Here is a 25897-nt window from a genome sequence, read left to right as displayed (position 1 = left end):
CTTTAACAAGCCGCATATATAGTATGTTCGTACCAAGCGTATTTATAAGTTAAGTTACATTAATGTGCAAAACAAAAAGCAGTAAACATAATGTTTACTGCTGCCCTAATACTATATTTCCTGTTGCTTCATCATAGAAGGTTAGTTGGACCGTTTCAGTAAGCACATCTGCATAGCTGTAGGAAACACGTTCAAACGAGTTTTCCTCTTGATCTAATTCGATGACAAAAACTGATGGATAAGTTTCTGCCAAAACACCCGAACGTTCAATTGTTTTTCTTCGTCCACCATTAGCTTTTAACATTAATCGTTTTCCTAAATTGGAATCAAGCGATCTTTTAATGTCAGTTAATGTTTTTGGCATTTCGCTCCACCTCACTATGTAATAGTATAACACTTTATGTGAAAAAGGTCAAATATAAAATAATTATTTTATCAATGAAACGATTGTACTGTCAATACTTTTCATTCATCAAAATAACAGTTTTTTTTACAAGCGATCTTTTCACAAACTATTTTTCCCAATAACATAAATAATATGTAAGAAATTTGTATATACCATGTGGAAGGTAAAAATGAAAATATCCCTAATGAAATATTCATTAGAGATATTATTTTAGTCCTCCACTATTGGTTTATACGGCGCACCAGTACGGAGGACGCCCTTTGTCTCTATTCCGCCTAAACCCTTTTCTCCTGTTAATGTGTTGCGTAATACATCCCATACATTTACTTGATCCATAAAAGATGTATAGCTAATTTTAGCAACAATATAGACTGGATCAAGTGCGTGAATATTTACCCGTAATGGCGAGCTTGCAAAGTTTGCTCCCGCATGGATCAGTGATTCAAAATGAGATTGACAAGCACCTGCAAAGATAATTAATTGATCTAAATGTGGTACCCTTTTTCTTGCTTCTATTACTGTTCTTACAAAATACTTCGAATGTCTATATGCATTAATATCTGTCTTTTTGCCTTTTGACTTAGAATATGAATCGTGACCGGTAATGACTAATATGTCCGGCCGGAACTTTTCAATTAACGGACCGATCTGCTGAGGCATATCTTTCTCATAGCAGTGTACACCATATACCTTTACCCCGATCTTTTCATATAAATCAATACACTTCTTTAAATAGGAAGGGTCCCCATCAAGATGAAGAACACGACCGGGAATATGAAAATAATTATATTCTTGACTGTAACCGTTGGTTGCTTTATATTCGCGTTTTTGTCGCAATAAATCAATATCTTGTTGAAACAATTCCAGCGATTGTGCCTCTAATGATCGAAATTCCCTTGAAATTTTTGAACGTTCCTCCGAATCGACCGTGACAAGATCTGCAAATGGCGCATCCGCAATTAACCGATAATCCTCTCCGTAAAGAATCGCGTTCTTTACACCATTCTTTTCTTTTATATCAATCACTCTAAACAAGAGGTCACAATGATACGATTTTCGTCCCACAATTGAATTAATAGCCACGCTCATGAGGTGTCAACTCCATTGAAAAGCAAGTAATCATAACTTCTAACACTAGGCTATGCGAAAAAATAGAAGGTGTGCAAAAAAGGGCAAACCAAATCTTTTATGGCTGCCCTTTCAATTCACGGATTATTTGTAGATAGAAAAGAGTTGATTAGAAAGAAAAGCAAACTCCTCAATCGAAAGAGTTTCTCCCCTTCTTGTTGGATCAATATTCGATATTTCTAAAGACTTCAGAATCTCTGTTTTCAATTCTTTTCCATTTGGTAGTTGACTTGTTAGATTATTTAAGATTGTTTTTCGTCTTTGTGCAAAAGAAGCACGTGTCACTTGAAAAAAGAATTCCTCATTATCCACTTCGACAATAGGTTTATCGTGCAAAGTCAATCGAATCACTGCCGAATCTACATTAGGCTGTGGCATAAAAACTGTTTTCGGAACTATCATGACGGTCTCCGCTTTTGTATAATACTGAATTGCAATCGATAAGGAACCGTATTCCTTCGTACCCGGTTTTGCGCTAATTCGATCAGCTACTTCCTTTTGAAGCATAACTACAATTCCTCTCAGTGGCAAATGTTCGGATAACAATCTTAAGATGATTGGAGTCGTCACATAATATGGTAAATTAGCTACTACCATTAAATCATTAACTTCTTTAAATTCCTCTTCAACAATTTGATGGATGTTTGCTTTTAACACATCCTGATGGATGACTTTAACATTACTATAAGGTGATAAGGTATCCTCTAGAATCGGAAGTAGACGCTGATCTATTTCAAACGCTACTACCTTTTTGCTTGCTCTTGCAAGATGTTCTGTTAATGCGCCTATCCCAGGTCCTATTTCAATTGCTCCAGAATCCTCTGATAATCCTGCATGCTCTGTAATATTCTTTAAAATATTGGGGTCAATTAAAAAGTTTTGACCTAAGCTTTTCTTAAAAGAAAATCCGTACTTTTGTAAGATTTCCTTCGTTCGTACTGGCGTTGCAATATCTTTATGCATGTTTTTCCTCCCGTAAAACTGTTTCATAAGCCTCTACAAACGCTTCCTTACTAATTTGAAACATCATTAATCGTTTATGTAGCTGTTTACCGTTTGTATAGCCAATTTTCAATAACTCACCTAATCTTTCTCTTCTTCCCTTCGCTTTATCTCCACCAATTAATCCCGCTAGAATTAAGTCTTCTTGGGTAATGACTTCGGTAATTTCATTCTCCATCGTATGCGCTTCTTTCAAAGCATCCCGTATAACCTCGGGAGAAGCATGCTCCACCCCAATTCCTCTTCCGGAAGTAGGTTTTGCATCTTTCTTTTTAATAAAAGCGTGCTTACAGCCCGGAACATTCTCTGCTACAATTCTGCGAATTCTTTCCCCCGGATAATCAGGATCCGTAAAGATGATTACCCCTCTTTTTTCTTGCGCTAGTTTGACTTTTTCAATTGTCATTTTTGAAACTGCTGAGCCGTTCGTCTCAATTGTATCTGCATCAACAGCTCTTTTAATTGCTGTTGTGTCATCTCTTCCTTCGACTACAATAATTTCTTTTATTTTCATTTTTCCTCCAAAATAATGAAACATTTTTGTAACAAATTTCGTCTAATATTATAAACCACTTATATTATAATTGTATTAACATAAAAAAGAAAAGCAGAGGAAGGTCCTCTGCATTAGCCATTAATTTAAAATTCGAATCTTAACTTGTTTTCTCCCCCATCTATATGCTTGGGAATGGTTACTAAAAAACACATCAATTTTTCTGCCTTTTATTGCACCACCCGTATCTGCTGCAATAGCATATCCATATCCCTCAACATATACCTTTGTTCCAAGAGGTATGAAACTAGGATCCACCGCAATAATTTTTATATTAGGATTCGACCGAAGATTAATTCCCGTTGCCGTATGCCCTGAACATCCGTTGCAATCAGCAGTGTAGGCTGTAGATGACACATAATATTCCGTACCACTAGCTTCACCGCGAGAAACCTGCGCAGTCACAACTTTTGTTCCTACCATAACAATCTTTTCTTTACTTTTTTTAATTAGGTCTTCATTTATTAATTTTCGACTAACTTCTTTACCGTTTTCTTTTGTCACTTCATATTCTTTTCTAACCAATCCATTTTGACCGTGCTGTATTACCTTTTCCTGACCTTTAAGTAGGTCCGTATCTTTTCTTGTTTGCACAGCATAATCAATTGGTTCTTCCACCACATCGCTGACTTTTTTAACTCTGATCACTTTGATTACATCTTCTGGACTAACTTTTTTGTCTAGATCCGGTTTCGTACGGTCTAATTCTTCAAGTTTAATTCCCTGTTGCTTTAAAAAGTCAGCGACAGTAGTCGAAGTTGACCAAACCTTATTCTTCTTCCCACCATCATTAAGTGTAAGTGAAAATGCCTTTGAAATATCTATTTTCATATTTTCAGAGATATTTTCATTTAGTTTTGGTCTCACTTGATCGTGATTTCCAATCCTAATATTTTCGTTTTTAAGTAAGTCCTTCACAGTATCTTCTGTCGTCCAAACACTTCGCTGCTTTCCATCAATTGTTAGATGTACTTGCTTCGCTGGTTCCCATACAAAGGATAACTTATCCTTTACCGTCGTCTCCGCGGGTAAGGACAAATAATCATTTGAGTGTAATTCGATATCCAACTCCTCTAGAATATTACCTACCGTTTTTGAGTGTGTCCTTATAATCTTTTCCTTCCCATCAAGGGTCATAGCGACTGTTTTTTTAGTAGTTTCATAGGTAATCAACCCTAATGCCGCTACAAAAACGAGGGAACTGGTAACCACAATAGTAAGTCTTTTACTACTCGCTGTTTTGGAAAACAGGCTTTTCACATGCTTAAAATTCATGAAAATGAAACGCCTCCTTCTCTTCGTGAGATTATATAGACGATCTTGCCGACTGTCAACCTTCCAGTTTAAAAAAAACTTTAATTCTGTTTTTACACATTCTACAGAAAGGAGAAGGGTGACTTATCGACAAGGTTATCCTATGAGGTAAGTGAGACATGTAGAACCTTTAAATTTTTTGAAAAAATAACGGACAAGATGATAATCTTTTCGTCATTTTCTCCTATCAATCGATGCCAAATAACTTTTTGGCATTTCTATTCGTTTGTTCAGCCACTTCCTCTAATGTTATCCCCTTAATTTCAGCAATTTGCTCAGCTACAAGCTTTACATATGCTGGCTCATTTCTTTTTCCTCTGTAAGGGTGTGGCGCTAAATACGGACAATCCGTTTCTATCAATAGGTGACTTAATGGAATCTCAGATGCTACTTCTTTTGGTTTTTTTGCATTTTTGAAGGTCACTGGGCCGCCTAAGGAGATGAAAAAGTTCATATTGATACATTCTTTAGCCACTTCAGTACTTCCACTAAAGCAATGCATAATACCGCCAACTTCTTCTGCACCCTCTTCTTTTAGTATATCTACGATGTCCTGTGTCGCTTCTCGATTATGAATAATTATGGGCATTTTTACTTTCTTTGCTAATCGTATTTGTTTCCGAAACACATCCTTTTGAATGTCCTTTGGAGACTTATCCCAATGATAATCTAAACCCATTTCACCTAGCGCAACCACTTTAGGGTGTTTTGCCAACTGTTCAATCCATGCTAAATCTTGTTCAGTCATATCAATCGCATCTACGGGATGCCATCCAACACTTGCATAAAGAAATTCATACCGTTCAACAAGTTCCATCGCTTTCGTGATTGTTGGACGATCAAAACCAACTACTACCATATTGGATATGCCCGCTTCTTTTGCATTTTGTATCACTACTTCAAGATCATCAGCATACTGTGAATCATTAAGATGAACATGTGTATCGAATAACATTTCTCTTCCTCTTTTCCAATTTTATTTTATACTAAAAACTCTACACAAGCTTTGCATTCCTTTAACATTTAGATTACAATTCATTAGGGAAATTTCCTCCTTAAATTGGTAAAACAAGGAGGTTTCATAGTCTAACATATCTATACATTCTTCGACATATCCTTGCCATGGACCAAGTTAAGAATAATATTTCCTTTTCTCATCGTCTGAGAGGATTTTCACTATTTTCATTCTAGAAAAGCCGTAACTTCCAATTAACCTATCTCTTATAATTCCTTACTAAACAATTATTTATAATGAAATTAATTTATTCAAATATAATGAAAAAAAGAAAATAACATAGTGGATTCCGTCGAAAAATGTTCCACGTGAAACATCACTATGTTATTTCCAATAAAATTGATTAAAGATTTGCAGTTTTTATATTACATTTACTTTACAATTGATCCATTAGGAAGGGTTTGGTCAACACTTGCAATTGAAAGGACCCCATCGTTCGAACCTGCTAAAATCATTCCTTGAGATACTTCTCCTCTTAATTTCACCGGCTTCAAATTAGTAACACATATTACCTTTCGTCCTACTAATTCCTCCGGTTTATAGTATTGAGCAATACCAGAAACTACTTGTCTCTTTTCAAATCCTAAATCTAATTGAAGTTTTAACAGTTTATCCGCTTTTTTTACTGGCTCAGCGTGAATGACTTCCGCTACTCTAAGTTCGACCTTCATGAAATCATCAATTGAAATTTCTGCTTTTGAAACCTCATGTTTTGCTGATTCGGGTTTCTTTTCTTCTTTTTTAATCGGCTCGCCTGCCATCTTCTCTTTAATGTAGTTAATCTCTTCATCTAATTCAAGACGTGGAAAAATAGGTTTACCTTTTTTTACGACCTTAATGTCTTTTGGAAGAGATCCAAAGATTGAAAGACTATCCCAATTTTTATTTTCTTCATTAGTTATATTTAACTGTTTGAAAATATTTACCGGTGTTTGTGTCAAAAATGGTTGCAACAATATTGCTACTCGGCGAAGTGACTCAGCTAAATGAACCATCACACTTGCTAATTCATTTTGCTTATCTTCATCCTTTGCCAACACCCATGGTTGCGTTTCATCTATATATTTATTCGTACGGCTAACTAGCTCCCAAACAGAAGCTAAAGCAACTGAAAATTCCATATTTTCCATTGCATCTTCATATTTTATAACCGTTTCCTTATTTACGTTCAGCAGTGACTCATCGAATTCGGTTACTGATCCACGATAGGTTGGTATAATGCCATCAAAATACTTATTGATCATAGCAATTGTACGATTTAGTAAATTACCTAAGTCATTCGCCAAATCGAAATTAATTCTTTCTACAAACCCTTCAGGAGTAAAAACACCATCTGATCCAAATGGTACTTCGCGAAGTAAATAGTAACGCAATGCGTCTAAACCGTAACGGTCAATTAATGTAACAGGATCCACTACATTTCCTTTTGATTTTGACATTTTTCCATCTTTCATTAATAACCATCCATGAGCAAATACCTTTTTAGGCAGTGGCAAATCTAATGCCATAAGCATAATTGGCCAATAAATCGTATGGAACCGAACAATTTCCTTCCCAACTAAATGAACGTCCGCTGGCCAATATTTTTGAAACTTAGAATCATCCTCAGAACCGTAACCTAGGGCAGTTATATAATTGGACAAAGCATCAATCCATACATAAATGACATGTTTCGGGTTCCCTGGTACTTTTACTCCCCAATCAAATGTTGTTCTAGAAACAGCTAAGTCCTCTAGCCCAGGTTTAATGAAATTGTTAATCATTTCATTTTTCCTTGACTCTGGCTGGATAAATTCCGGATTTTCTTCATAGTATTTTAAAAGTCTATCTACATATTTACTCATTTTGAAGAAATACGACTCTTCTTTTACCTTTTCAACAGGTCTTCCACAATCTGGGCAATTCCCATTTACCAATTGACGTTCTGTAAAAAATGATTCACAAGGAGTACAATAAAGTCCTTCATATTGATCTAGATATATATCACCTTGTTCCATTAATTGATGGAATATCTTTTCTACTATTTTTTTGTGGCGATCTTCCGTTGTACGTATAAAATCATCGTACGATACATCCAACTTTTTCCACAGTTCCTGGATTCCAGCCACAATATTATCTACATAGCCTTGTGGTGTCACACCACCTTCTTCAGCTTTGCGTTGAATTTTTTGTCCATGTTCATCCGTTCCGGTTAAATACATTACATCGTAACCACGTAGTCTTTTATAACGCGCCATCGCATCACCTGCAACAGTCGTATATGCATGTCCTATATGTAAATTTCCACTTGGATAATAGATCGGTGTTGTAATATAAAATGTTTTTGCTTTTTCCATTATTTTCGTCCCCACCTTTAAAAAATAAAAATACTCTCACCCAATGGACGAGAGTGTATTAATGCCAATTTGGGCAAATCCTATTCATTTCCTCTATTAACTCATCATTTCCTCTTATACCTTCAAAATATACATAAATTTTTGCTTTTCTGCAACTTTTCTACCTATTCATCATTTATATCTATTCGACACTGGGGAGAAATGTAGAATATTGTCGAATTATCTGTTTCCAATTTTAAATATGTAAATTTATTGATATTTTTTGATATTGGAACTATTAAAATATTACGGAAAAGGTGTTCAAAACCCATATATATCAACGAGTTTACGAGTTTTACAAATTTATTTTTAATTAAAAATAATTATTGACGATTTTGGGAATCGTTGGTATGATAGATTCAGTTATAAAAAATATGTCGAAAAATGACGACAGATACTTTAGAAAATGAGAGGAGAAACAAAATGAAATCTACTGGTATTGTTCGTAAAGTTGATGAATTAGGCCGTGTTGTTATTCCTATTGAATTACGACGTACTCTCGGAATTGCTGAGAAAGACGCGTTAGAAATCTATGTTGACGATGAAAAAATTATTCTAAAAAAATATAAACCAAGCATGACATGTCATATTACAGGTGACGTTTCTGACGATAATATTCAATTTGCTGGCGGAAAACTTGTTCTTAGCCGTGAAGGTGCAGAACAACTAGTTAAAGAAATTCAAAGTGCATTTCACAAAGAATAATAAAACAGGCATTCTATCACAATAGAATGCCTGTTTTATTATATCCGTCTATTTCTCCTCACGGTGGTATTCCTGATATACTTCCCTTTTCGGTTTATCCCGATCTTTAGCTACCTGCTTTATTGCTTCTTTCGATGTAAAATTCTTTTGAGATATGTAATGCTCCACATGCTCAACCATATTTAATGGTGTCCACCACATTGATTCCTGCTCATTCTCCGCCGAAGTCGGTCTCCCTTCAACAATGATGCAAAATTCTCCCCTTACTTCATTACTTTCATACCATTTAATGACCTCTTCAATCGTACCGCGCAAAAACTCCTCAAACTTTTTCGTTAATTCGCGACAAAGGACGATATTTCGATTCCCAAGAATAGCGGACATGTCTCTCAAAGTTTCTTTTAATCGATGAGGAGCTTCATATAAAATAAATGTCGATATTTGCCGGTTCAATGTTTCTAATTCAGTCCTTCTCATTTTCTTATTCCTAGATAAAAATCCATAAAAATAAAAAGGCTGTGGGTTTATTCCCGAAGCGATTAATGCTGTAAGTGCAGCATTTGCACCTGGCAAAGGAACAACAGTAATCTCTTCTTCCAATGAAGCGACAACTAATTCATATCCGGGGTCCGATATGGACGGCATCCCCGCATCACTCACAAGAGCCACCTTTTCACCTGAAAGTAAACGAGACAATATTTGTTTCGAACTCGTTTCCTTATTATGTTCATGATAACTTATAATAGGAGTCTCAATTTCAAAGTAATTGCATAATCTTTTTGTATTTCTTGTATCTTCCGCAGCGATAATATGTGCTTCCTTTAACATACGAATTGCTCGAAATGTCATATCTTCTAAATTTCCAATAGGAGTGGGTACTAGATACAAAATTCCTTTATTCATTTCATCATGGAAACTTTTTTGTATTTGCATTTTCTCCCTCCTCCTTCCCAAATAGTATTTCCTTTACCTCGTTTGTATACTGATTATCATCATTATAAATAAACAAAGGAGGTAAAACTTTTAAATCGCTATTCCCATCTTTTATTCCTTCAACAAGAATTGTATTGGCTTCTTTCCCCTGTCTTGGATACACAAATCTAAGACGTTTCGGCTCTATACGATATTTTCTCATGAGTGTGAGAATATCTAATAATCTACCCGGTCTATGAACAAATGCAGCCTTGCCCCCTTGTCGTAATAATTTGCTGCTTACCATTATAGCATCCTCTAGTGTACATAAAAGCTCGTGTCTAGCAATTGCTAAATGTTCATTACTATTTTTTTCGCCTTTTGGCGGCGTTGAAAAATAGGGGGGATTACATGTTACAACATCAAACTTTGCTTGTCCAAATTTTTCAGGCATATGTTTTATATCACCATGAATCATCTGTATTTGCCCATCTAACTGATTATATTCAATACTCCTTAATGCCATATCATAAAGTCTTTCTTGAATTTCAATTCCTTTAATTGAGGCCTTTGTTCGCTTACTTATGATTAATGGAATGACCCCATTTCCTGAGCATAAATCTATTATATCTCCTCTTTGAATTGGCAGATAAGCAAATCGTGCTAATAAAACTGCATCTAATGAAAAAGAAAAGACGGAAGGACTTTGAATAATTCTTAAGTTTTCCGCAAGCAAATAGTCAAGTCGTTCATCATCTTTAAGCTCAACCATTATTCTACCCTCCATGACATAAATATAGACAATAAAGAAAAGCCTTCCCATTATTAAGGAAGGCTACTCATTTATCTTTCATTTTCTTGTAAGCATACATTTTCCTAAATAATTTGCGATCTTCATTCGATACATTACTTCTTATTTAAAAATGATAGACAAAACAAACAATCCTCATCTTTTCTCGGGCTACCAAAGTGAACATTGCAAATATGAAATCCTTCTTGATATAGTCTAGCTAAGTTATCGTAACCTTCACCAATATCAAGTTCTTTATGATTAGAAATAGCTATTTGTCCATTTCCATCATTTTGTTGCGAGGTGCCTTCTTGATTTATGGCATATTCTCCATTATCCAGTCGGCGACGCAAATGTTCATTTTCTATTTTTAGTGAATTGTTTTCTTCAATCATTTCAGCTAAATTTTTCTTCAATTCACCTAGCTGCTGATATAAGTTTCCAATTTGGATTTCCATATTACTGACTGAATCGAAGAATTCTTTTTTATCCATAAACGACACCTCTACTCCGTGGCTTGGATCGATACGGCATCTTTACTAAGTAATTCATCCATTGTAAATTCTAGAACCCGTTCATCTAATTGAACCTGCAAAATTCGTTCTAAAATATTTAGCCCAACCACTTTCCCTAATCCTAAAGGAGTTTCAACCGCTTCTCCTACATCGGGTAGAATCTCCTTGGCAGATTCATATTCATCATTTTCATACTTCAAGCAACACATAAGTCTGCCACAGAGACCGGATATTTTAGTTGGGTTTAACGAAAGATTTTGATCCTTTGCCATTTTAATAGATACTGGCTCAAAATCACCTAAAAAAGTGGAGCAGCATAACATACGTCCACAAGGTCCTATTCCACCTAGCATTTTGGCCTCGTCCCTAACACCGATTTGACGCAATTCAATTCTCGTGCGAAAAATTGATGCTAAGTCTTTTACAAGCTCGCGGAAATCTACACGTCCATCTGCTGTAAAATAAAAAATAACTTTATTACGATCAAATGTATATTCCACATCAACTAACTTCATATCAAGTTGATGTTCAATAATCTTTTCACAGCAAACCCGATATGCTTCATTTGCTGCATCTTTATTTTCATCAACAATTAAATGATCCTTTTGATCAGCAATCCGAATGACTTTTTTTAAAGGTAGAACCACATCATTCTCATCAACAGTTTTACGATTTGTAACTACGTTTCCGAATTCTACACCTCTTACTGTTTCAACTATAACAGAGTCATTTTTTTGAATTGAGAGATCTTCCGGATCGAAATAATAAACCTTTCCGGCTTTTTTAAACCTTACACCTACTACATTAAACAAAGGTAGATCCCCCCTGCAATTTTAAGACAAGCTGTTCCATCAATAACTGCGGATTCATATTCCCTTGCAATTTTCGTTTTGCCTCTAAAATAGCAGCCATTTTGTCCGCAAGTATTCCTGGAGAAAAATGAATCACATCCCTATCAAACTGGGCATGCTGCTCCGGATATATTAATTGATTGTTTTTTCCTATCTGTATCGAAAGAAGATCTTTATAAATAAACAACAATAAATCTAAGCCAAGATCTAGCTGATTCTTTTCCTTAAAATGATTATACCAGTCCTCTTGTAATTCAACCATGGCAAATAATGAGCCTTTACCTAGAACCTCATATAATTTTAACACTATTTTTCTAGCTTGTACAAACCAATCATCATTATTTAACCTATTAGCTTCTTGAGGATCATTGGTGAGATTGGCTAATAATGGTGCCACAGTAGAGGGAATACCATCTAAGATTAGTTTTTCTTGTAATTCTTTAAATGAATATGGTTTAAATGAAACAACCTGGCATCTAGAAAGAATAGTGGGAATGATTTGTTGTATTTGTTCAGTTATTAATATAGCTGTGGTTTGGGCATTTGGTTCTTCTAAAAATTTCAATAAACTGTTAGCGGCATTGACTGTCATTTTATTCGCATGAACGATTGTATACAGTTTTTTCTTTGACTCAACCCCAGATTTACTAAATTCCTGCTGTAATTCTTTAATTTGTTCCTTTTTTATTGATTGTCCATCAGGCTCAAGTATGTGAACGTCCGGGTGGGCGAGACTGTTAATACGTTTGCAGTTGCTGCATTGTTCACAAGGATTTATCTTATCGATTAAATCAAGACAAAATAAACTTTTAGCAAATAACAAACTTACTTCTTTTTTCCCTAACCCAGCTTCACCTTCAAATAAATATGCATGTGCCACTCGGTTTTTTAGTAAACTGTTTTTCAGCGTTTTAGCCGCTAATGGTTGAACCTTCTCAAGCTCATCCCAAGTCGAAAACAAATTCCATCACTCTCTTACGTGTATATATTTAATATTAATCCTTTGATTTCCCCAACTTTATCTAAAATATCGATAGTAGATTTCTCTTTTTTCACATAGTTTTCCGTTAAATCAACTAAATGTTCATCAATCTGTTCAACAATACTAAGCTTCCTACCTTCTCCAAATTGATTCCAAGTATGTGATTGCTTAAGATTCATTCCAAAATCAACTGTTTCTTGAATAAATCGCTTTATTAAGTTTTTATATTTTGTAAGATCTTTAAACGTCCTTGAACGCGATAATCGTTCTCCAGCATTATCTATTTCCGAAACAAGTTTATTTATTTGTTCAAGTACAAGTTTTTTATCTTGTTTATGAATAATTTCATTAAATTTTATATTACTAGTATTAGGAGCTTTTTGATCGGTTCGTTTATTATCTAAGCCAATCCTAAAATCTTGGTTTATTTTCAACTTAAAAAGTCCTCCACTAAAATTGTTCAAATCGTTCAACTGGAAGTACAAACACCGTTGCACCGCCAACTTCAACTTCCACCGGATATGGGATATATGAATCTGCATTTCCTCCCATTGGTGAAACAGGTGCCATCAATTGCTCGCGAGATTTGCAATTATCCCGAATAACCTGTAATGCCTTTTCAACCCTGATATCCTCCGTACCAATCATTATAGTCGTATTTCCGGATTTCAAAAATCCACCAGTGCTCGCAAGCTTTGTTACTCTAAAATTATGGTCTACCATAGCACTCATTAAACGAGCACTATCTTGATCCTGGACAACAGCAAGAATTAATTTCATAAAACTCCCCTCCCAAATAGTAAGTTTATTATTGTTAGTTTTATTATATCATTTATTTATATATATGTATTTGCGTTCAAACCTAAATAATCCTTTAAAAAGAAAACCTTGAAAGAAATTTTCCCTCAAGGTAAACAAATTAAACCATTGTTTATTACTTATAAATTAATTGTTCTACTTTGTTTTTTACCTCTTGATAAACATTCTCTAAAGGCTTACTCGCATCGACCTCATAAATTCTGCTTGGGAATAATTCAAGTAATTTTCTGAATCCATTGCGAACATTCATATGAAAGTCCATTTTTTCTAAATCTAAGCGGTTCACTTCTCTTCCCTTGTTCACTTCAATGCGTTTAAGTCCTAGCTCGACATCTATATCAAAATATATGGTTAAATCCGGCATAACATCTTGAATAGCAAACTTATTTATAGAAAACACTTCTTCGATTCCGAGTTCTCTTGCAACACCTTGATATGCTAATGAACTATCAATAAATCGGTCACAAAGCACAATTGCTCCCTGATTCAATGCAGGTATGACTTTTTCAATTAAATGCTGTCTTCGTGCTGCAGCATATAATAAAGCCTCTGTCCGTGCATCCATCTCAGTATTGCTTTTATCTAAAATTACTTTACGTATTTGTTCAGCGATACGTATTCCACCAGGTTCACGCGTCATAACAATATTTAATCCCTGTTGCTTTAATTCATTCCCTAATTTATTCAAAACAGTTGTCTTTCCAGCCCCTTCTGGACCTTCTACAGTAATAAATAATCCACTCATAATAACCTCCGACAATTCCATTCATGTACTGTCGTATAGTATACAACATCTCTGAAATTTATTTAATAAACTATTATAGATAAACCGCTATTTCCCCATTCAATAATCGACTAGTTTCCCCTTGGAACTTTGCATTTGCCTCAATATATTCTTTAATCAATTTGATCTTTTTGCTAGTTATGACTTCCCCGGGTAAAATGATTGGAATTCCTGGCGGATAAGGAATAATCATTTTAGAGGCTACTCGTTTCTCAGCACTGCCAAAAGGAACCCACTCTGTAGATTGATTTGCCATTTCTTCATAAGATAGTACCAAACTACTTATTTTATCATCCGAATCTACTATTAATCCTTTTATCTCATTTGGTTTTGGTTTATATTTTTTAAATACATTTTCAATTTTAACAAGTGCTTCATTATACGAATACACCATATTCATTTTAAGCAACGGAAGAATCAATACTACTTGATAAGGGTCAGCCATCTCTGTATAGATATTTTCCTCTTCCAATATTCGTTGAAGCATATATCCCGAATAGCCTTTGTACCTAACAATTAATTTTAGTGGATCTTGTTCTGTATTCCCGTTTACCACTTCTACCCCTTCCATATTACATAAAGAAGTGACAAATGAATCTCTTTGATTAAGAGTATACTTCACATCTCCTTCATTGAAGTTGGCAATAAAATGGCGCGCAATGTCTAACGAGATCATAATTGGATATGATGGACTACTGGATTGTAAAACTGAATAATAATATTCTACCTTACTTAAAGAAATGGAATTACTATTAATATGTAAATAGGAGCCCATAGTCATAGCAGGAAGCATTTTATGTGCAGAGTGAACAACCATATCCGCCCCTAAATCGATTGCCGACTTAGGAAAAGGCTCACCCAGATGAAAATGTGGTCCATGCGCTTCATCAACTAAAATAACCCCTTTATGTTGATGAACGATATTAATTATTTCCTCCAAATGCGATGCCATACCATAGTAATTGGGATATGTTACAACTAAGCCTTTCACATCAGAATATTGAGCGTAGGCACTTTTTATTAATGATTGGTCAACACCCTCTGCTACAAAAGTATACTCATCAATCATTGGATCAATAAAAATTGGATATACTTTCGCTAAAGCTAGTGCATTCATAATGGACTTATGGCAGTTCCTCTGCACTAAAACTTTATCTCCCGCTTTAAATGCAGATAAAATCATAATTAGATTTCCAACAGTGCTTCCGTTTACTAAAAAATAACTCCTTTTTGTACCATAATAATCGGATAATAGATTTTGGGCTTCTAATATTGGTCCATCGGGCGAATGTAAATCATCTAAACCTGTTAACTCTGTAACATCATAAGTTAAGAATCTCGATAGTTCGGGAAATTCATGCTTAAGTAATATGCTATTTTTATGTCCCGGGACATGAAAAGATATTGGATCACTCTTTATAAATTTTACTATTGCTTCATATAATGGAATTTGTTTTTGATTCATTGAACTAACCTCGCTCATATAACTCTTTTTATTGTACTATATTGATGTAGAAATGTTTCTTTAAATCCTGAAATAAAATAACCAAGCATTGGTTAATATGCTTGGTTATGAGTAGATTTCTGGTTTTATCACTAATTTAAGTTGATTAATATAGTATTCATACTTTGGATCATTTGTATCTGTTTGTACGATATCCTTTTCACAATCAGAACAAATAAATGAAGTATAAAGATGAATTCCTAAAATCTTCGGCTGCTCACATATAATGCAATTTTCGCTAATATTTTTCTTTGCTAATGTTTCTCCCATTCCTCCACCTCCATACCATTTATTTTATCCCTCATTAAACAGTTGTATACAATATTACTAATATTCACGAATCAGTTGATAATAAATTATACTCAATTGTATGATTTTTACCTTCGTCCTGTGTCTATTCTTTAATTAAATAATTAAAGATAAAAAAAAGAACACAGAGACTACACTCCGTGTTCTTTTTCGCCTGGCAACGTCCTACTCTTGCAGGGGGAGAGCCCCCAACTACCATCGGCGCTGAGAAGCTTAACTTCCGTGTTCGGGATGGGAACGGGTGTGACCTTCTCGCCATAATTACCAGACTATAAAAATTTTAGGGTTTGTTCCCTCAAAACTAGATAGATGAGAAATACTTTATAATAACGTCAAATCAAATTAGGATAAGTCTTCGACCGATTAGTATTCGTCAGCTCCATGTGTCGCCACACTTCCACCTCGAACCTATCAACCTGATCATCTTTCAGGGGTCTTATTTAGATAAACTAAGGGAAATCTCATCTTGAGGGGGGCTTCATGCTTAGATGCTTTCAGCACTTATCCCTTCCGCACATAGCTACCCAGCGATGCCTTTGGCAAGACAACTGGTACACCAGCGGTGCGTCCATCCCGGTCCTCTCGTACTAAGGACAGCTCCTCTCAAATTTCCTACGCCCACGACGGATAGGGACCGAACTGTCTCACGACGTTCTGAACCCAGCTCGCGTACCGCTTTAATGGGCGAACAGCCCAACCCTTGGGACCGACTACAGCCCCAGGATGCGATGAGCCGACATCGAGGTGCCAAACCTCCCCGTCGATGTGGACTCTTGGGGGGGAGATAAGCCTGTTATCCCCGGGGTAGCTTTTATCCGTTGAGCGATGGCCCTTCCATGCGGAACCACCGGATCACTAAGCCCGACTTTCGTCCCTGCTCGACTTGTAGGTCTCGCAGTCAAGCTCCCTTGTGCCTTTACACTCTGCGAATGATTTCCAACCATTCTGAGGGAACCTTTGGGCGCCTCCGTTACCTTTTAGGAGGCGACCGCCCCAGTCAAACTGCCCGCCTGACACTGTCTCCCACCCCGATCAGGGGTGCGGGTTAGAATTTCAATACAGCCAGGGTAGTATCCCACCGACGCCTCCACCGAAGCTGGCGCTCCGGCTTCAAAGGCTCCTACCTATCCTGTACAAGCTGTACCAAAATTCAATATCAGGCTGCAGTAAAGCTCCACGGGGTCTTTCCGTCCTGTCGCGGGTAACCTGCATCTTCACAGGTACTATAATTTCACCGAGTCTCTCGTTGAGACAGTGCCCAGATCGTTGCGCCTTTCGTGCGGGTCAGAACTTACCTGACAAGGAATTTCGCTACCTTAGGACCGTTATAGTTACGGCCGCCGTTTACTGGGGCTTCAATTCAAAGCTTCGCTTTTAGCTAACCTCTCCTCTTAACCTTCCAGCACCGGGCAGGCGTCAGCCCCTATACTTCGCCTTGCGGCTTCGCAGAGACCTGTGTTTTTGCTAAACAGTCGCCTGGTATATTCATTCACTGCGGCTCTCTCGGGCTTGCACCTAACAGAGCACCCCTTCTCCCGAAGTTACGGGGTCATTTTGCCGAGTTCCTTAACGAGAGTTCTCTCGCTCACCTTAGGATTCTCTCCTCGCCTACCTGTGTCGGTTTGCGGTACGGGCACCTTTCACCTCACTAGAGGATTTTCTAGGCAGTGTGGAATCAGGAACTTCGGTACTATATTTCCCTCGCCATCACAGCTCAAGGTACATGGTGACGGGATTTGCCTCGTCACCCCTCTAACTGCTTGGACGCGCTATTCCAGCAGCGCGCTTACCCTATCCTCCTGCGTCCCCCATCGTTCAAACGGTGAAGAGGTGGTACAGGAATATCAACCTGTTGTCCATCGCCTACGCCTTTCGGCCTCGGCTTAGGTCCCGACTAACCCTGAGCGGACGAGCCTTCCTCAGGAAACCTTAGGCATTCGGTGGAAGGGATTCTCACCCTTCTTTCGCTACTCATACCAGCATTCTCACTTCTAAGCGCTCCACCAGTCCTTACGGTCTAGCTTCTCAGCCCTTAGAACGCTCTCCTACCACGGACACCAGACGGTGTCCATCCACAGCTTCGGTGATACGTTTAGCCCCGGTACATTTTCGGCGCAGAGTCACTCGACCAGTGAGCTATTACGCACTCTTTAAATGGTGGCTGCTTCTAAGCCAACATCCTGGTTGTCTAAGCAACTCCACATCCTTTTCCACTTAACGTATACTTTGGGACCTTAGCTGGTGGTCTGGGCTGTTTCCCTTTTGACTACGGATCTTATCACTCGCAGTCTGACTCCTAAGGATAAGTCATTGGCATTCGGAGTTTGTCTGAATTCGGTAACCCGATGAGGGCCCCTAGTCCAAACAGTGCTCTACCTCCAAGACTCTTACCTTAAGGCTAGCCCTAAAGCTATTTCGGAGAGAACCAGCTATCTCCAAGTTCGATTGGAATTTCTCCGCTACCCACACCTCATCCCCGCACTTTTCAACGTGCGTGGGTTCGGGCCTCCAGTAAGTGTTACCTTACCTTCACCCTGGACATGGGTAGATCACCTGGTTTCGGGTCTACGACCTCAAACTCATTCGCCCTATTAAGACTCGCTTTCGCTGCGGCTCCGCCTCTTCAGCTTAACCTTGCTTGAAATCGTAACTCGCCGGTTCATTCTACAAAAGGCACGCTATCACCCTGCATAAATGCATAGGGCTCTAACTACTTGTAGGCACACGGTTTCAGGTTCTCTTTCACTCCCCTCCCGGGGTGCTTTTCACCTTTCCCTCACGGTACTGGTTCACTATCGGTCACTAGGGAGTATTTAGCCTTGGGAGATGGTCCTCCCTGCTTCCGACGGGATTTCACGTGTCCCGCCGTACTCAGGATCCACTCTGGAGGGAACGAAGTTTCAACTACAGGGTTGTTACCTTCTTTGACGGGCCTTTCCAGACCTCTTCATTTACTCCGTTCCTTTGTAACTCCGTATAGAGTGTCCTACAACCCCAAGAGGCAAGCCTCTTGGTTTGGGCTTCTTCCGTTTCGCTCGCCGCTACTCAGGAAATCGCGTTTGCTTTCTCTTCCTCCGGGTACTTAGATGTTTCAGTTCCCCGGGTCTGCCTTCCATACTCTATGTATTCAAGTAAGGATACTACCCCATTACGGGCAGTGGGTTCCCCCATTCGGAAATCTCCGGATCAAAGCTTGCTTACAGCTCCCCGAAGCATATCGGTGTTAGTCCCGTCCTTCATCGGCTCCTAGTGCCAAGGCATTCACCGTGCGCCCTTACTAACTTAACCTAAAAAGGTTGTTTATAACTTACTTAATGGATTCATCCATAAAGTGGCGATTCTCGGTTATTACTTGGTTATTTCTCATTTTATCTAGTTTTCAAGGAACAATTGGTGGAGCCTAGCGGGATCGAACCGCTGACCTCCTGCGTGCAAAGCAGGCGCTCTCCCAGCTGAGCTAAGGCCCCGAAGATGTTATATGGTGGGCCTAAATGGACTCGAACCATCGACCTCACGCTTATCAGGCGTGCGCTCTAACCAGCTGAGCTATATACCATTTTCGGAAAGAAAAAAAACATCGATATGGAAGAAAAAATCCTTGTCGTTGTTTTTATATATTGCATATTTTTTTGAAGAATTCATCCTTCAAAACTGAACAAAACGAGAACGTCATTCGTTGTAACCACGTCAGTGGTCTTCCATATTCCTTAGAAAGGAGGTGATCCAGCCGCACCTTCCGATACGGCTACCTTGTTACGACTTCACCCCAATCATCTGTCCCACCTTCGGCGGCTGGCTCCAAAAGGTTACCTCACCGACTTCGGGTGTTACAAACTCTCGTGGTGTGACGGGCGGTGTGTACAAAGCCGGGAACGTATTCACCGCGGCATGCTGATCCGCGATTACTAGCGATTCCGGCTTCATGTAGGCGAGTTGCAGCCTACAATCCGAACTGAGAATGGTTTTATGGGATTGGCGTAACCTCGCGGTCTAGCAACCCTTTGTACCATCCATTGTAGCACGTGTGTAGCCCAGGTCATAAGGGGCATGATGATTTGACGTCATCCCCACCTTCCTCCGGTTTGTCACCGGCAGTCACCTTAGAGTGCCCAACTGAATGCTGGCAACTAAGGTCAAGGGTTGCGCTCGTTGCGGGACTTAACCCAACATCTCACGACACGAGCTGACGACAACCATGCACCACCTGTCACTCTTGTCCCCGAAGGGAAATCCCTATCTCTAGGGAGGGCAAGAGGATGTCAAGACCTGGTAAGGTTCTTCGCGTTGCTTCGAATTAAACCACATGCTCCACCGCTTGTGCGGGCCCCCGTCAATTCCTTTGAGTTTCAGCCTTGCGGCCGTACTCCCCAGGCGGAGTGCTTAATGCGTTAGCTGCAGCACTAAAGGGCGGAAACCCTCTAACACTTAGCACTCATCGTTTACGGCGTGGACTACCAGGGTATCTAATCCTGTTCGCTCCCCACGCTTTCGCGCCTCAGCGTCAGTTACAGACCAAAGAGCCGCCTTCGCCACTGGTGTTCCTCCACATCTCTACGCATTTCACCGCTACACGTGGAATTCCGCTCTTCTCTTCTGCACTCAAGTCTCCCAGTTTCAATGACCCTCCACGGTTGAGCCGTGGGCTTTCACATCAGACTTAAGAAACCGCCTGCGCGCGCTTTACGCCCAATAATTCCGGACAACGCTTGCCACCTACGTATTACCGCGGCTGCTGGCACGTAGTTAGCCGTGGCTTTCTGGTTAGGTACCGTCAAGGTACCGCCCTATTCGAACGATACTTGTTCTTCCCTAACAACAGAGTTTTACGATCCGAAAACCTTCATCACTCACGCGGCGTTGCTCCGTCAGACTTTCGTCCATTGCGGAAGATTCCCTACTGCTGCCTCCCGTAGGAGTCTGGGCCGTGTCTCAGTCCCAGTGTGGCCGATCACCCTCTCAAGTCGGCTACGCATCGTCGCCTTGGTGAGCCGTTACCTCACCAACTAGCTAATGCGCCGCGGGTCCATCTGTAAGTGATAGCCGGAGCCATCTTTCAATTCTCCTTCATGCGAAGGAAAAAGTTATCCGGTATTAGCCCCGGTTTCCCGGAGTTATCCCAGTCTTACAGGCAGGTTACCCACGTGTTACTCACCCGTCCGCCGCTAATCATCAGGGAGCAAGCTCCCATCAGATTCGCTCAACTTGCATGTATTAGGCACGCCGCCAGCGTTCGTCCTGAGCCAGGATCAAACTCTCCAAAAAGATGTTTGATATAGCTCTAGTTTAAAAATAAATTAATTGACGTTTCGTTTTGTTCAGTTTTCAAAGATCAATTTCCTTTAAGCGACTTTATTATATTATCACAGCTAATATAAAGTGTCAAATACTTTTTTCATTTCCTTATCACTTGTTTCAGCGACATGTATTATATTATCACTATATCAGTATAATAGTCAACCTTTATTCTAAATAATTTTCAAAAGCATTTCTTCCTAAAATAGGAAAATCCGCAAAAAGCGGATTTTTAACCTATTATCCACGTTTGAATAATAGTTAAACCTACTACTCCAGGGATTCCTAATAAACCTGAAACTGCTGTAGTCACAAGATTTATTGGAACGTGAATACCGAATTGCCCACCAAACTGATTTAAAAAAAACAAAAACAACGCACCAATCGCAAGTCTTATAAACACTTGCCCGATAATCCGAAACGGTTTTCCTGTGAATCCCGCTATCAATAGTAGAAGAATTAATACGGAGATAACCGCAATGATTATTATTGGGTTCATTGGAACCACCCCTTACCTCACATTGTATTATCCATTTTATGAACAGATTGTCCAAAAAGAACTGCACAATGTAAAAATAGTGTGGTTTACTTTTTTATTCTAATATTTCTAGCCTTTGCTTCCCGAAATAAAAAAAAGTATTTCATTTCAGCTAATTTTTTTTGGAATTGTAGTTCTTCATTATATTCAAAGCTCATTTCAACTAAGGATTTCTGTTGAAGCCAATTTTTCCGAGCTATTGCCATTAAATCTATTAACTTTTGGTCATATTCATTACGCAATTTTAATTTTCTATTGAACATGTGAATACACCTCGTCTTTCATTATACCTCTCTGCGTCCTTCTAAAGCTTTAGACAAAGTTACTTCATCAGCATATTCTAAATCGCCACCAACAGGTAATCCGTGGGCAATCCTAGTTATCTTTATACCTGATGGTTTAAGAAGACGGGAAATATACATGGCAGTAGCCTCCCCTTCAATATTAGGGTTTGTCGCTAGAATAACTTCCTGTACCGTTTCATCCTGTAGTCTTTTTAGTAAATCCGGAATATTGATATCCTCAGGTCCTATACCATCCATAGGTGAAATCGCACCATGAAGTACATGGTATAACCCATTAAATTCTTTCATTTTTTCCATAGCTATTACATCTTTCGGATCTTGAACGACACATATAATACTTCGATCTCGTCGTGTATCCTCACAAATATAACACGGATCTTGGTCAGTGATGTGACCACATACCGTACAATAGCTTAAATTTCTTTTCGCATCTACAAGTGCCTTGGCAAAGTCTAGAACAGTATCTTCTTTCATACTTAGCACAAAAAATGCCAGTCGGGCCGCGGTCTTTGGCCCAATACCTGGCAATTTCATAAAGCTATCCATTAGTTTTGTTATAGGTTCTGGATAATGCATGATTTTTTCCCCTTAAAATCCTGGAATGTTTAATCCTTTGGTAAACTGCCCCATCGTTTGATTTGTTAATTCCTCCGCCTTTTTCAATGCATCATTTGTTGCAGCAAGTACTAAATCTTGAAGCATTTCAATATCTTCAGGATCAACTACTTCTTCTTTAATATTTACTTCTACAATTTCTTTATGCCCTGAAACAATTACCGTTACCATTCCGCCGCCAGCAGTTCCTTCAATACGCTTATCTCCTAATTCTTCTTGAGCCTCAGCCATTTTCTTTTGCATTTTTTGCATTTGTTTCATCATGTTTTGCATATTTCCCATACCACGCATTATATTTTTACCCTCCATGTATTAATCTCATCTATTACATGAGATTTATTAAATTTTATTTTGGATCGAAGGTTTTCCCTTTAAGCTCCTTGAATTCAATTAAAGATAAACCCCCTAATCCTTTATTTCAATTAAATCATTACCAACTAGTTTTTTTGCTTCAGCTATAAATGGATCTTCCGTCGCTTCATCCTGTTCCGTTGAGGAAGCCTTTTGATTTTGGATAAAACTTTCCCGTATAGTATTCCATTGAGCTTCAGGTACACCAATCGTTTGATAACCAATACCCGTTAACTCTTCCAAAATTGATGAAATAGCTTCTAAAAACTTCTGATTCTCCATTGCCATTTGACAATGAATTTCATATTTGAATTTTAACACAAAAGCGTTGGTAGACGCAGCAACTGGCTCTGCATCGTTTAAAAGTGCGGATTGGGAACGCATTTGACGTTCATTTAATTGAACAAGCATGTCACCCCATCGACTTTTAATTAAATTTAAATCCTGTTTTGTAGCTACTTTTAATATATCATTTATTCTTCCTGTTTGTGCTCTAAATCCCTTCCCCGTTCGAGAGGCTTTTTTTGCAGGTTGCTTATTTACTGATTCAGTATGCTGAACTCCGTTTGTTTTAAGTTCCTGTACCTCTTTTTGAAGTTTTTCAATTTGTTCAACTAGCTGATGTACATCAGCATGAGTACTTGATTGATTTTTAATTCGGGTCTCACATAATTTTATTAACGAAACTTCTAAATATATTCGGGCAAGGTTTGAGAACTTCATTTCTTGTTGCGTTTTATTTAATATATCAATGAATTCATATATTTGTTCTGAGGAAATTTCATCAGAAAGCTGACGAAATGCTTCATCAAGCATGACCCGTTCAATCGCTTCTTCAAGTCCTGGAGCTGTCTTATATAGAAGCATATCACGAAAATATAAAATTAAATCTTCGACAAAGCGTGTCGCATCTTTTCCTTGATACAATAATTCTTCAAACACCTGCAGAGTATCTGCAATATTTTTTTCATAGATAGCTCGCGCTAATTTATTCAAATACGATTGGGAAATTGATCCCGTTACTGTTAACGCATCTTCTACTGTCACTTTCTCTTGGCCAAAGGAAACCGCCTGATCCATTAAGCTCAGCGCATCCCTCATTCCGCCTTCAGCAGCACGTGCTATTATCGTCAAAGCTGAATCTTCAAATTGAATACCAGACTCAGTAGCAATACGTGCCATTCGCCCTGTAATATCTTGTGCTGTGATTCTCTTAAAATCAAAACGCTGACAACGTGAAATAATGGTCAAAGGAATTTTGTGTGGTTCAGTTGTTGCCAAAATAAATATAACGTGTTTCGGCGGTTCCTCTAAAGTTTTCAAGAGAGCATTAAATGCTCCAATAGAGAGCATATGTACCTCGTCAATGATATATACTTTATGTGGAACAACATTCGGTGCAAATTTCACTTTGTCTCTGATATCACGTATTTCTTCAACACCATTGTTAGAGGCTGCATCGATTTCAATAACATCTGGAATTGACCCATTTGTTATTCCTCTACAAGCGTCGCATTCATTGCAAGGTTCGCTAACTGGCGCCTTTTCACAATTGACAGCTTTAGCTAAAATTTTTGCTGCACTCGTTTTCCCTGTGCCCCTTGGGCCAGAAAAAAGATACGCATGTGAAATCTTTTGGTTCAGGAGGGCATTTTGCAATGTTTTTGTTACATGTTCTTGTCCTACAACATCCTCAAAGATTTGCGGACGCCAAACGCGATATAATGCTTGGTAGCTCATTTACCCTCCTCCTTTAAAATATCCCTACACTAAATAAACGAAAAAAGCTTTTCTTTTCTCATATTATACCTTATCCATCACTAATTTAACATTGTGAAAACGAATAAAATGGTTATTGATAATATGCTTTTTTAAATTCACAATTATGAAGGCATTATACAAATAAATAAAGAAAAAACCCATCCATTAGGATGAGTTTAATATGTAAAGTAACTGCCGTGCACCTTCCCTCGACTAGCCCCCATAAGCGTTACTTAAGCAGTTAGCTCGGCTCAGGCTGCCCTGCGGCACATGGAATAGTCCACTTAATGCTGCTTCCTTCCGGATCTGACATGGTTCATGGATTTCCATTGCGCAGGACCCAAGCGTCAACACCACTTACTTAAGGCAGGCCCTACAGGAAACTAGCCTCAAGAAGGGATTCAGTCTTGCTAGAGCGGATTGCAAGTACAGGGCACCGCTACCTCCCCACCTAGCACGGCAAAATTGATACCAAATATAAATGCGTTTTATCAACGCAAGATAAAGTATACTAGTTTTTATAAAAAAAAGCAATGGATTGCAATTGTTAATTAGTGGATTCACTCATGTTGTCTTTTTCCCTTTTGCTTTTTCTTCGCAAGCGTATTTCTTTAAAAAAGGAACTTAACATTTCACTACATTCGTTTTCAAGTACACCACTCACAACTGCGCTTTGATGATTAAAGCGACAATCATTTAGGAGATTCATTAATGTACCGGCACAACCTGCCTTCGGATCACTGGCTCCATAAACAACCCTTTTTATTCTCGAAAGAATGATTGCTCCGCTACACATCGGACATGGTTCCAACGTAACAAATAACTCTGCATCCTCTAAGCGCCATGATTCTACTTTTTTGCAAGCCTCTTGGATCGCTAATATTTCAGCATGAGTAATTGCATTTTGAGTTGTCTCCCTTAAATTATGCGCAGATGCAATAACCTCACCATTCAATACAATTACAGCACCAATCGGTACTTCTTCTTTTTCTTTAGCTTTGATTGCTTCTTTTATAGCTAATTTCATATAATATTCATCATTAGTTTCCACATTCAATCCAACCTTTATAT

General features: G+C 38.3%; 24 protein-coding genes, 1 tRNA gene, 3 rRNA genes and 1 other RNA gene. 1 reads left to right on the top strand and 28 read right to left on the bottom strand.

Annotated features, from left to right (window positions below):
- Positions 1-94 precede the first annotated feature (94 nt).
- The 7 genes from veg to metG all read right to left on the bottom strand — a co-directional run bounded on the left by veg (position 95) and on the right by metG (position 7757).
- Positions 95-364, bottom strand: coding sequence for a biofilm formation stimulator Veg (veg, locus tag I5776_RS00255; protein ID WP_202778496.1), 270 nt, complete (start codon positions 362-364; stop codon positions 95-97).
- 252 nt (positions 365-616) lie between these two features.
- The gene (gene yabG, locus I5776_RS00250; RefSeq protein WP_202778495.1) at positions 617-1495 is read right to left on the bottom strand and encodes a sporulation peptidase YabG; all 879 of its coding nucleotides are present in this window, start codon (positions 1493-1495) and stop codon (positions 617-619) included.
- A gap of 123 nt (positions 1496-1618) precedes the next feature.
- Positions 1619-2497 (bottom strand): 16S rRNA (adenine(1518)-N(6)/adenine(1519)-N(6))-dimethyltransferase RsmA, encoded by an 879-nt coding sequence (gene rsmA / locus I5776_RS00245; RefSeq protein ID WP_202778494.1) that lies wholly within the window; start codon positions 2495-2497, stop codon positions 1619-1621.
- On the bottom strand, positions 2490-3050 hold the full coding sequence (gene rnmV / locus I5776_RS00240) for a ribonuclease M5 (protein ID WP_202778493.1): 561 nt from the start codon (positions 3048-3050) through the stop codon (positions 2490-2492). Before rnmV ends, rsmA begins: the two co-directional genes overlap by 8 nt.
- A 120-nt stretch (positions 3051-3170) precedes the next feature.
- Complete coding sequence (locus I5776_RS00235; RefSeq protein ID WP_202778492.1) at positions 3171-4364, bottom strand: G5 and 3D domain-containing protein; 1194 nt, start codon at positions 4362-4364, stop codon at positions 3171-3173.
- 226 nt (positions 4365-4590) lie between these two features.
- Positions 4591-5358 (bottom strand): TatD family hydrolase, encoded by a 768-nt coding sequence (locus I5776_RS00230; protein ID WP_202778491.1) that lies wholly within the window; start codon positions 5356-5358, stop codon positions 4591-4593.
- A 431-nt stretch (positions 5359-5789) separates the two neighbouring features.
- A complete protein-coding gene (gene metG, locus I5776_RS00225; RefSeq protein WP_202780614.1) occupies positions 5790-7757 on the bottom strand; it encodes a methionine--tRNA ligase in 1968 nt (655 codons plus the stop codon).
- A 459-nt stretch (positions 7758-8216) separates the two neighbouring features.
- Between metG and abrB the strand changes: the two genes are divergently transcribed.
- Complete coding sequence (abrB, locus tag I5776_RS00220) at positions 8217-8498, top strand: transition state genes transcriptional regulator AbrB (protein WP_202778490.1); 282 nt, start codon at positions 8217-8219, stop codon at positions 8496-8498.
- A gap of 48 nt (positions 8499-8546) precedes the next feature.
- On the opposite strand, the gene rsmI is transcribed toward abrB, so the two are convergent.
- The 21 genes from rsmI to tadA form a co-directional block, all read right to left on the bottom strand.
- On the bottom strand, positions 8547-9431 hold the full coding sequence (rsmI, locus tag I5776_RS00215; RefSeq protein ID WP_202778489.1) for a 16S rRNA (cytidine(1402)-2'-O)-methyltransferase: 885 nt from the start codon (positions 9429-9431) through the stop codon (positions 8547-8549).
- Positions 9406-10182, bottom strand: a complete 777-nt coding sequence (locus I5776_RS00210; protein ID WP_202778488.1) for a tRNA1(Val) (adenine(37)-N6)-methyltransferase — start codon at positions 10180-10182, stop codon at positions 9406-9408. The genes rsmI and I5776_RS00210 overlap by 26 nt, the downstream gene beginning before the upstream one ends.
- 134 nt (positions 10183-10316) lie before the next feature.
- Positions 10317-10694, bottom strand: a complete 378-nt coding sequence (gene yabA, locus I5776_RS00205; protein WP_202778487.1) for a DNA replication initiation control protein YabA — start codon at positions 10692-10694, stop codon at positions 10317-10319.
- A gap of 11 nt (positions 10695-10705) precedes the next feature.
- Complete coding sequence (locus I5776_RS00200; protein ID WP_202778486.1) at positions 10706-11527, bottom strand: PSP1 domain-containing protein; 822 nt, start codon at positions 11525-11527, stop codon at positions 10706-10708.
- The gene (holB, locus tag I5776_RS00195; RefSeq protein ID WP_202778485.1) at positions 11520-12527 is read right to left on the bottom strand and encodes a DNA polymerase III subunit delta'; all 1008 of its coding nucleotides are present in this window, start codon (positions 12525-12527) and stop codon (positions 11520-11522) included. The genes I5776_RS00200 and holB overlap by 8 nt, the downstream gene beginning before the upstream one ends.
- Before the next feature lie 14 nt (positions 12528-12541).
- Positions 12542-12982 carry a YaaR family protein gene (locus tag I5776_RS00190; protein WP_202778484.1) on the bottom strand — a complete coding sequence of 147 codons (441 nt, stop codon included), beginning with the start codon at positions 12980-12982 and terminating at the stop codon, positions 12542-12544.
- Between the two features lie 16 nt (positions 12983-12998).
- On the bottom strand, positions 12999-13328 hold the full coding sequence (locus I5776_RS00185) for a cyclic di-AMP receptor DarA (RefSeq protein WP_202778483.1): 330 nt from the start codon (positions 13326-13328) through the stop codon (positions 12999-13001).
- Between the two features lie 154 nt (positions 13329-13482).
- Complete coding sequence (gene tmk / locus I5776_RS00180; RefSeq protein WP_202778482.1) at positions 13483-14112, bottom strand: dTMP kinase; 630 nt, start codon at positions 14110-14112, stop codon at positions 13483-13485.
- Positions 14113-14185: 73 nt separating this feature from the next.
- Positions 14186-15616 (bottom strand): aminotransferase class I/II-fold pyridoxal phosphate-dependent enzyme, encoded by a 1431-nt coding sequence (locus tag I5776_RS00175; protein ID WP_202778481.1) that lies wholly within the window; start codon positions 15614-15616, stop codon positions 14186-14188.
- A gap of 105 nt (positions 15617-15721) precedes the next feature.
- Positions 15722-15925 (bottom strand): sigma factor G inhibitor Gin, encoded by a 204-nt coding sequence (locus I5776_RS00170; RefSeq protein WP_202778480.1) that lies wholly within the window; start codon positions 15923-15925, stop codon positions 15722-15724.
- Positions 15926-16116: 191 nt separating this feature from the next.
- Positions 16117-16233, bottom strand: a 5S ribosomal RNA gene (gene rrf / locus I5776_RS00165).
- Between the two features lie 74 nt (positions 16234-16307).
- Positions 16308-19252: ribosomal RNA gene (locus tag I5776_RS00160) — 23S ribosomal RNA — on the bottom strand.
- A gap of 103 nt (positions 19253-19355) precedes the next feature.
- Positions 19356-19431, bottom strand: a tRNA-Ala gene (locus I5776_RS00155).
- Positions 19432-19675: 244 nt separating this feature from the next.
- Positions 19676-21226, bottom strand: a 16S ribosomal RNA gene (locus I5776_RS00150).
- Together the 16S, 23S and 5S rRNA genes with 1 tRNA gene alongside form the textbook arrangement of a ribosomal RNA operon.
- 262 nt (positions 21227-21488) lie before the next feature.
- Entirely contained in the window at positions 21489-21755 is a 267-nt protein-coding gene (locus I5776_RS00145; protein WP_202778479.1) for a pro-sigmaK processing inhibitor BofA family protein, read from the bottom strand.
- 86 nt (positions 21756-21841) lie between these two features.
- Entirely contained in the window at positions 21842-22057 is a 216-nt protein-coding gene (locus tag I5776_RS00140; RefSeq protein WP_202778478.1) for a YaaL family protein, read from the bottom strand.
- A gap of 21 nt (positions 22058-22078) precedes the next feature.
- Entirely contained in the window at positions 22079-22675 is a 597-nt protein-coding gene (gene recR, locus I5776_RS00135) for a recombination mediator RecR (protein ID WP_202778477.1), read from the bottom strand.
- A gap of 12 nt (positions 22676-22687) precedes the next feature.
- Positions 22688-23005, bottom strand: a complete 318-nt coding sequence (locus I5776_RS00130) for a YbaB/EbfC family nucleoid-associated protein (RefSeq protein WP_202780613.1) — start codon at positions 23003-23005, stop codon at positions 22688-22690.
- A 114-nt stretch (positions 23006-23119) separates the two neighbouring features.
- Positions 23120-24805 (bottom strand): DNA polymerase III subunit gamma/tau, encoded by a 1686-nt coding sequence (dnaX, locus tag I5776_RS00125; protein ID WP_202778476.1) that lies wholly within the window; start codon positions 24803-24805, stop codon positions 23120-23122.
- Positions 24806-25021: 216 nt separating this feature from the next.
- Positions 25022-25286, bottom strand: an RNA gene (ffs, locus tag I5776_RS00120) — signal recognition particle sRNA large type.
- 87 nt (positions 25287-25373) lie between these two features.
- Positions 25374-25877 (bottom strand): tRNA adenosine(34) deaminase TadA, encoded by a 504-nt coding sequence (gene tadA, locus I5776_RS00115; protein WP_202778475.1) that lies wholly within the window; start codon positions 25875-25877, stop codon positions 25374-25376.
- Between the last annotated feature and the right edge of the window lie 20 nt (positions 25878-25897).

The organism is Heyndrickxia vini (genome assembly GCF_016772275.1).
Lineage (GTDB): Bacteria > Bacillota > Bacilli > Bacillales > Bacillaceae_C > Heyndrickxia > Heyndrickxia vini.
The sequence above is the reverse complement of the archived record's forward strand: the minus strand, read 5'-3'. Positions and strand labels throughout refer to the sequence as shown.

Excerpts from the sequence above, each read along its gene's own strand:
- veg (WP_202778496.1), bottom strand. The coding sequence starts at position 364 with ATGCCAAAAACATTAACTGACATTAAAAGATCGCTTGATTCCAATTTA.
- yabG (WP_202778495.1), bottom strand. The coding sequence starts at position 1,495 with ATGAGCGTGGCTATTAATTCAATTGTGGGACGAAAATCGTATCATTGT.
- rsmA (WP_202778494.1), bottom strand. The coding sequence starts at position 2,497 with ATGCATAAAGATATTGCAACGCCAGTACGAACGAAGGAAATCTTACAA.
- rnmV (WP_202778493.1), bottom strand. The coding sequence starts at position 3,050 with ATGAAAATAAAAGAAATTATTGTAGTCGAAGGAAGAGATGACACAACA.
- I5776_RS00235 (WP_202778492.1), bottom strand. The coding sequence starts at position 4,364 with ATGAATTTTAAGCATGTGAAAAGCCTGTTTTCCAAAACAGCGAGTAGT.
- I5776_RS00230 (WP_202778491.1), bottom strand. The coding sequence starts at position 5,358 with ATGTTATTCGATACACATGTTCATCTTAATGATTCACAGTATGCTGAT.
- abrB (WP_202778490.1), top strand. The coding sequence starts at position 8,217 with ATGAAATCTACTGGTATTGTTCGTAAAGTTGATGAATTAGGCCGTGTT.
- rsmI (WP_202778489.1), bottom strand. The coding sequence starts at position 9,431 with ATGCAAATACAAAAAAGTTTCCATGATGAAATGAATAAAGGAATTTTG.
- I5776_RS00210 (WP_202778488.1), bottom strand. The coding sequence starts at position 10,182 with ATGGTTGAGCTTAAAGATGATGAACGACTTGACTATTTGCTTGCGGAA.
- yabA (WP_202778487.1), bottom strand. The coding sequence starts at position 10,694 with ATGGATAAAAAAGAATTCTTCGATTCAGTCAGTAATATGGAAATCCAA.
- I5776_RS00185 (WP_202778483.1), bottom strand. The coding sequence starts at position 13,328 with ATGAAATTAATTCTTGCTGTTGTCCAGGATCAAGATAGTGCTCGTTTA.
- tmk (WP_202778482.1), bottom strand. The coding sequence starts at position 14,112 with ATGAGTGGATTATTTATTACTGTAGAAGGTCCAGAAGGGGCTGGAAAG.
- I5776_RS00175 (WP_202778481.1), bottom strand. The coding sequence starts at position 15,616 with ATGAATCAAAAACAAATTCCATTATATGAAGCAATAGTAAAATTTATA.
- I5776_RS00170 (WP_202778480.1), bottom strand. The coding sequence starts at position 15,925 with ATGGGAGAAACATTAGCAAAGAAAAATATTAGCGAAAATTGCATTATA.
- I5776_RS00145 (WP_202778479.1), bottom strand. The coding sequence starts at position 21,755 with ATGAACCCAATAATAATCATTGCGGTTATCTCCGTATTAATTCTTCTA.
- I5776_RS00140 (WP_202778478.1), bottom strand. The coding sequence starts at position 22,057 with ATGTTCAATAGAAAATTAAAATTGCGTAATGAATATGACCAAAAGTTA.
- recR (WP_202778477.1), bottom strand. The coding sequence starts at position 22,675 with ATGCATTATCCAGAACCTATAACAAAACTAATGGATAGCTTTATGAAA.
- I5776_RS00130 (WP_202780613.1), bottom strand. The coding sequence starts at position 23,005 with ATGCGTGGTATGGGAAATATGCAAAACATGATGAAACAAATGCAAAAA.
- dnaX (WP_202778476.1), bottom strand. The coding sequence starts at position 24,805 with ATGAGCTACCAAGCATTATATCGCGTTTGGCGTCCGCAAATCTTTGAG.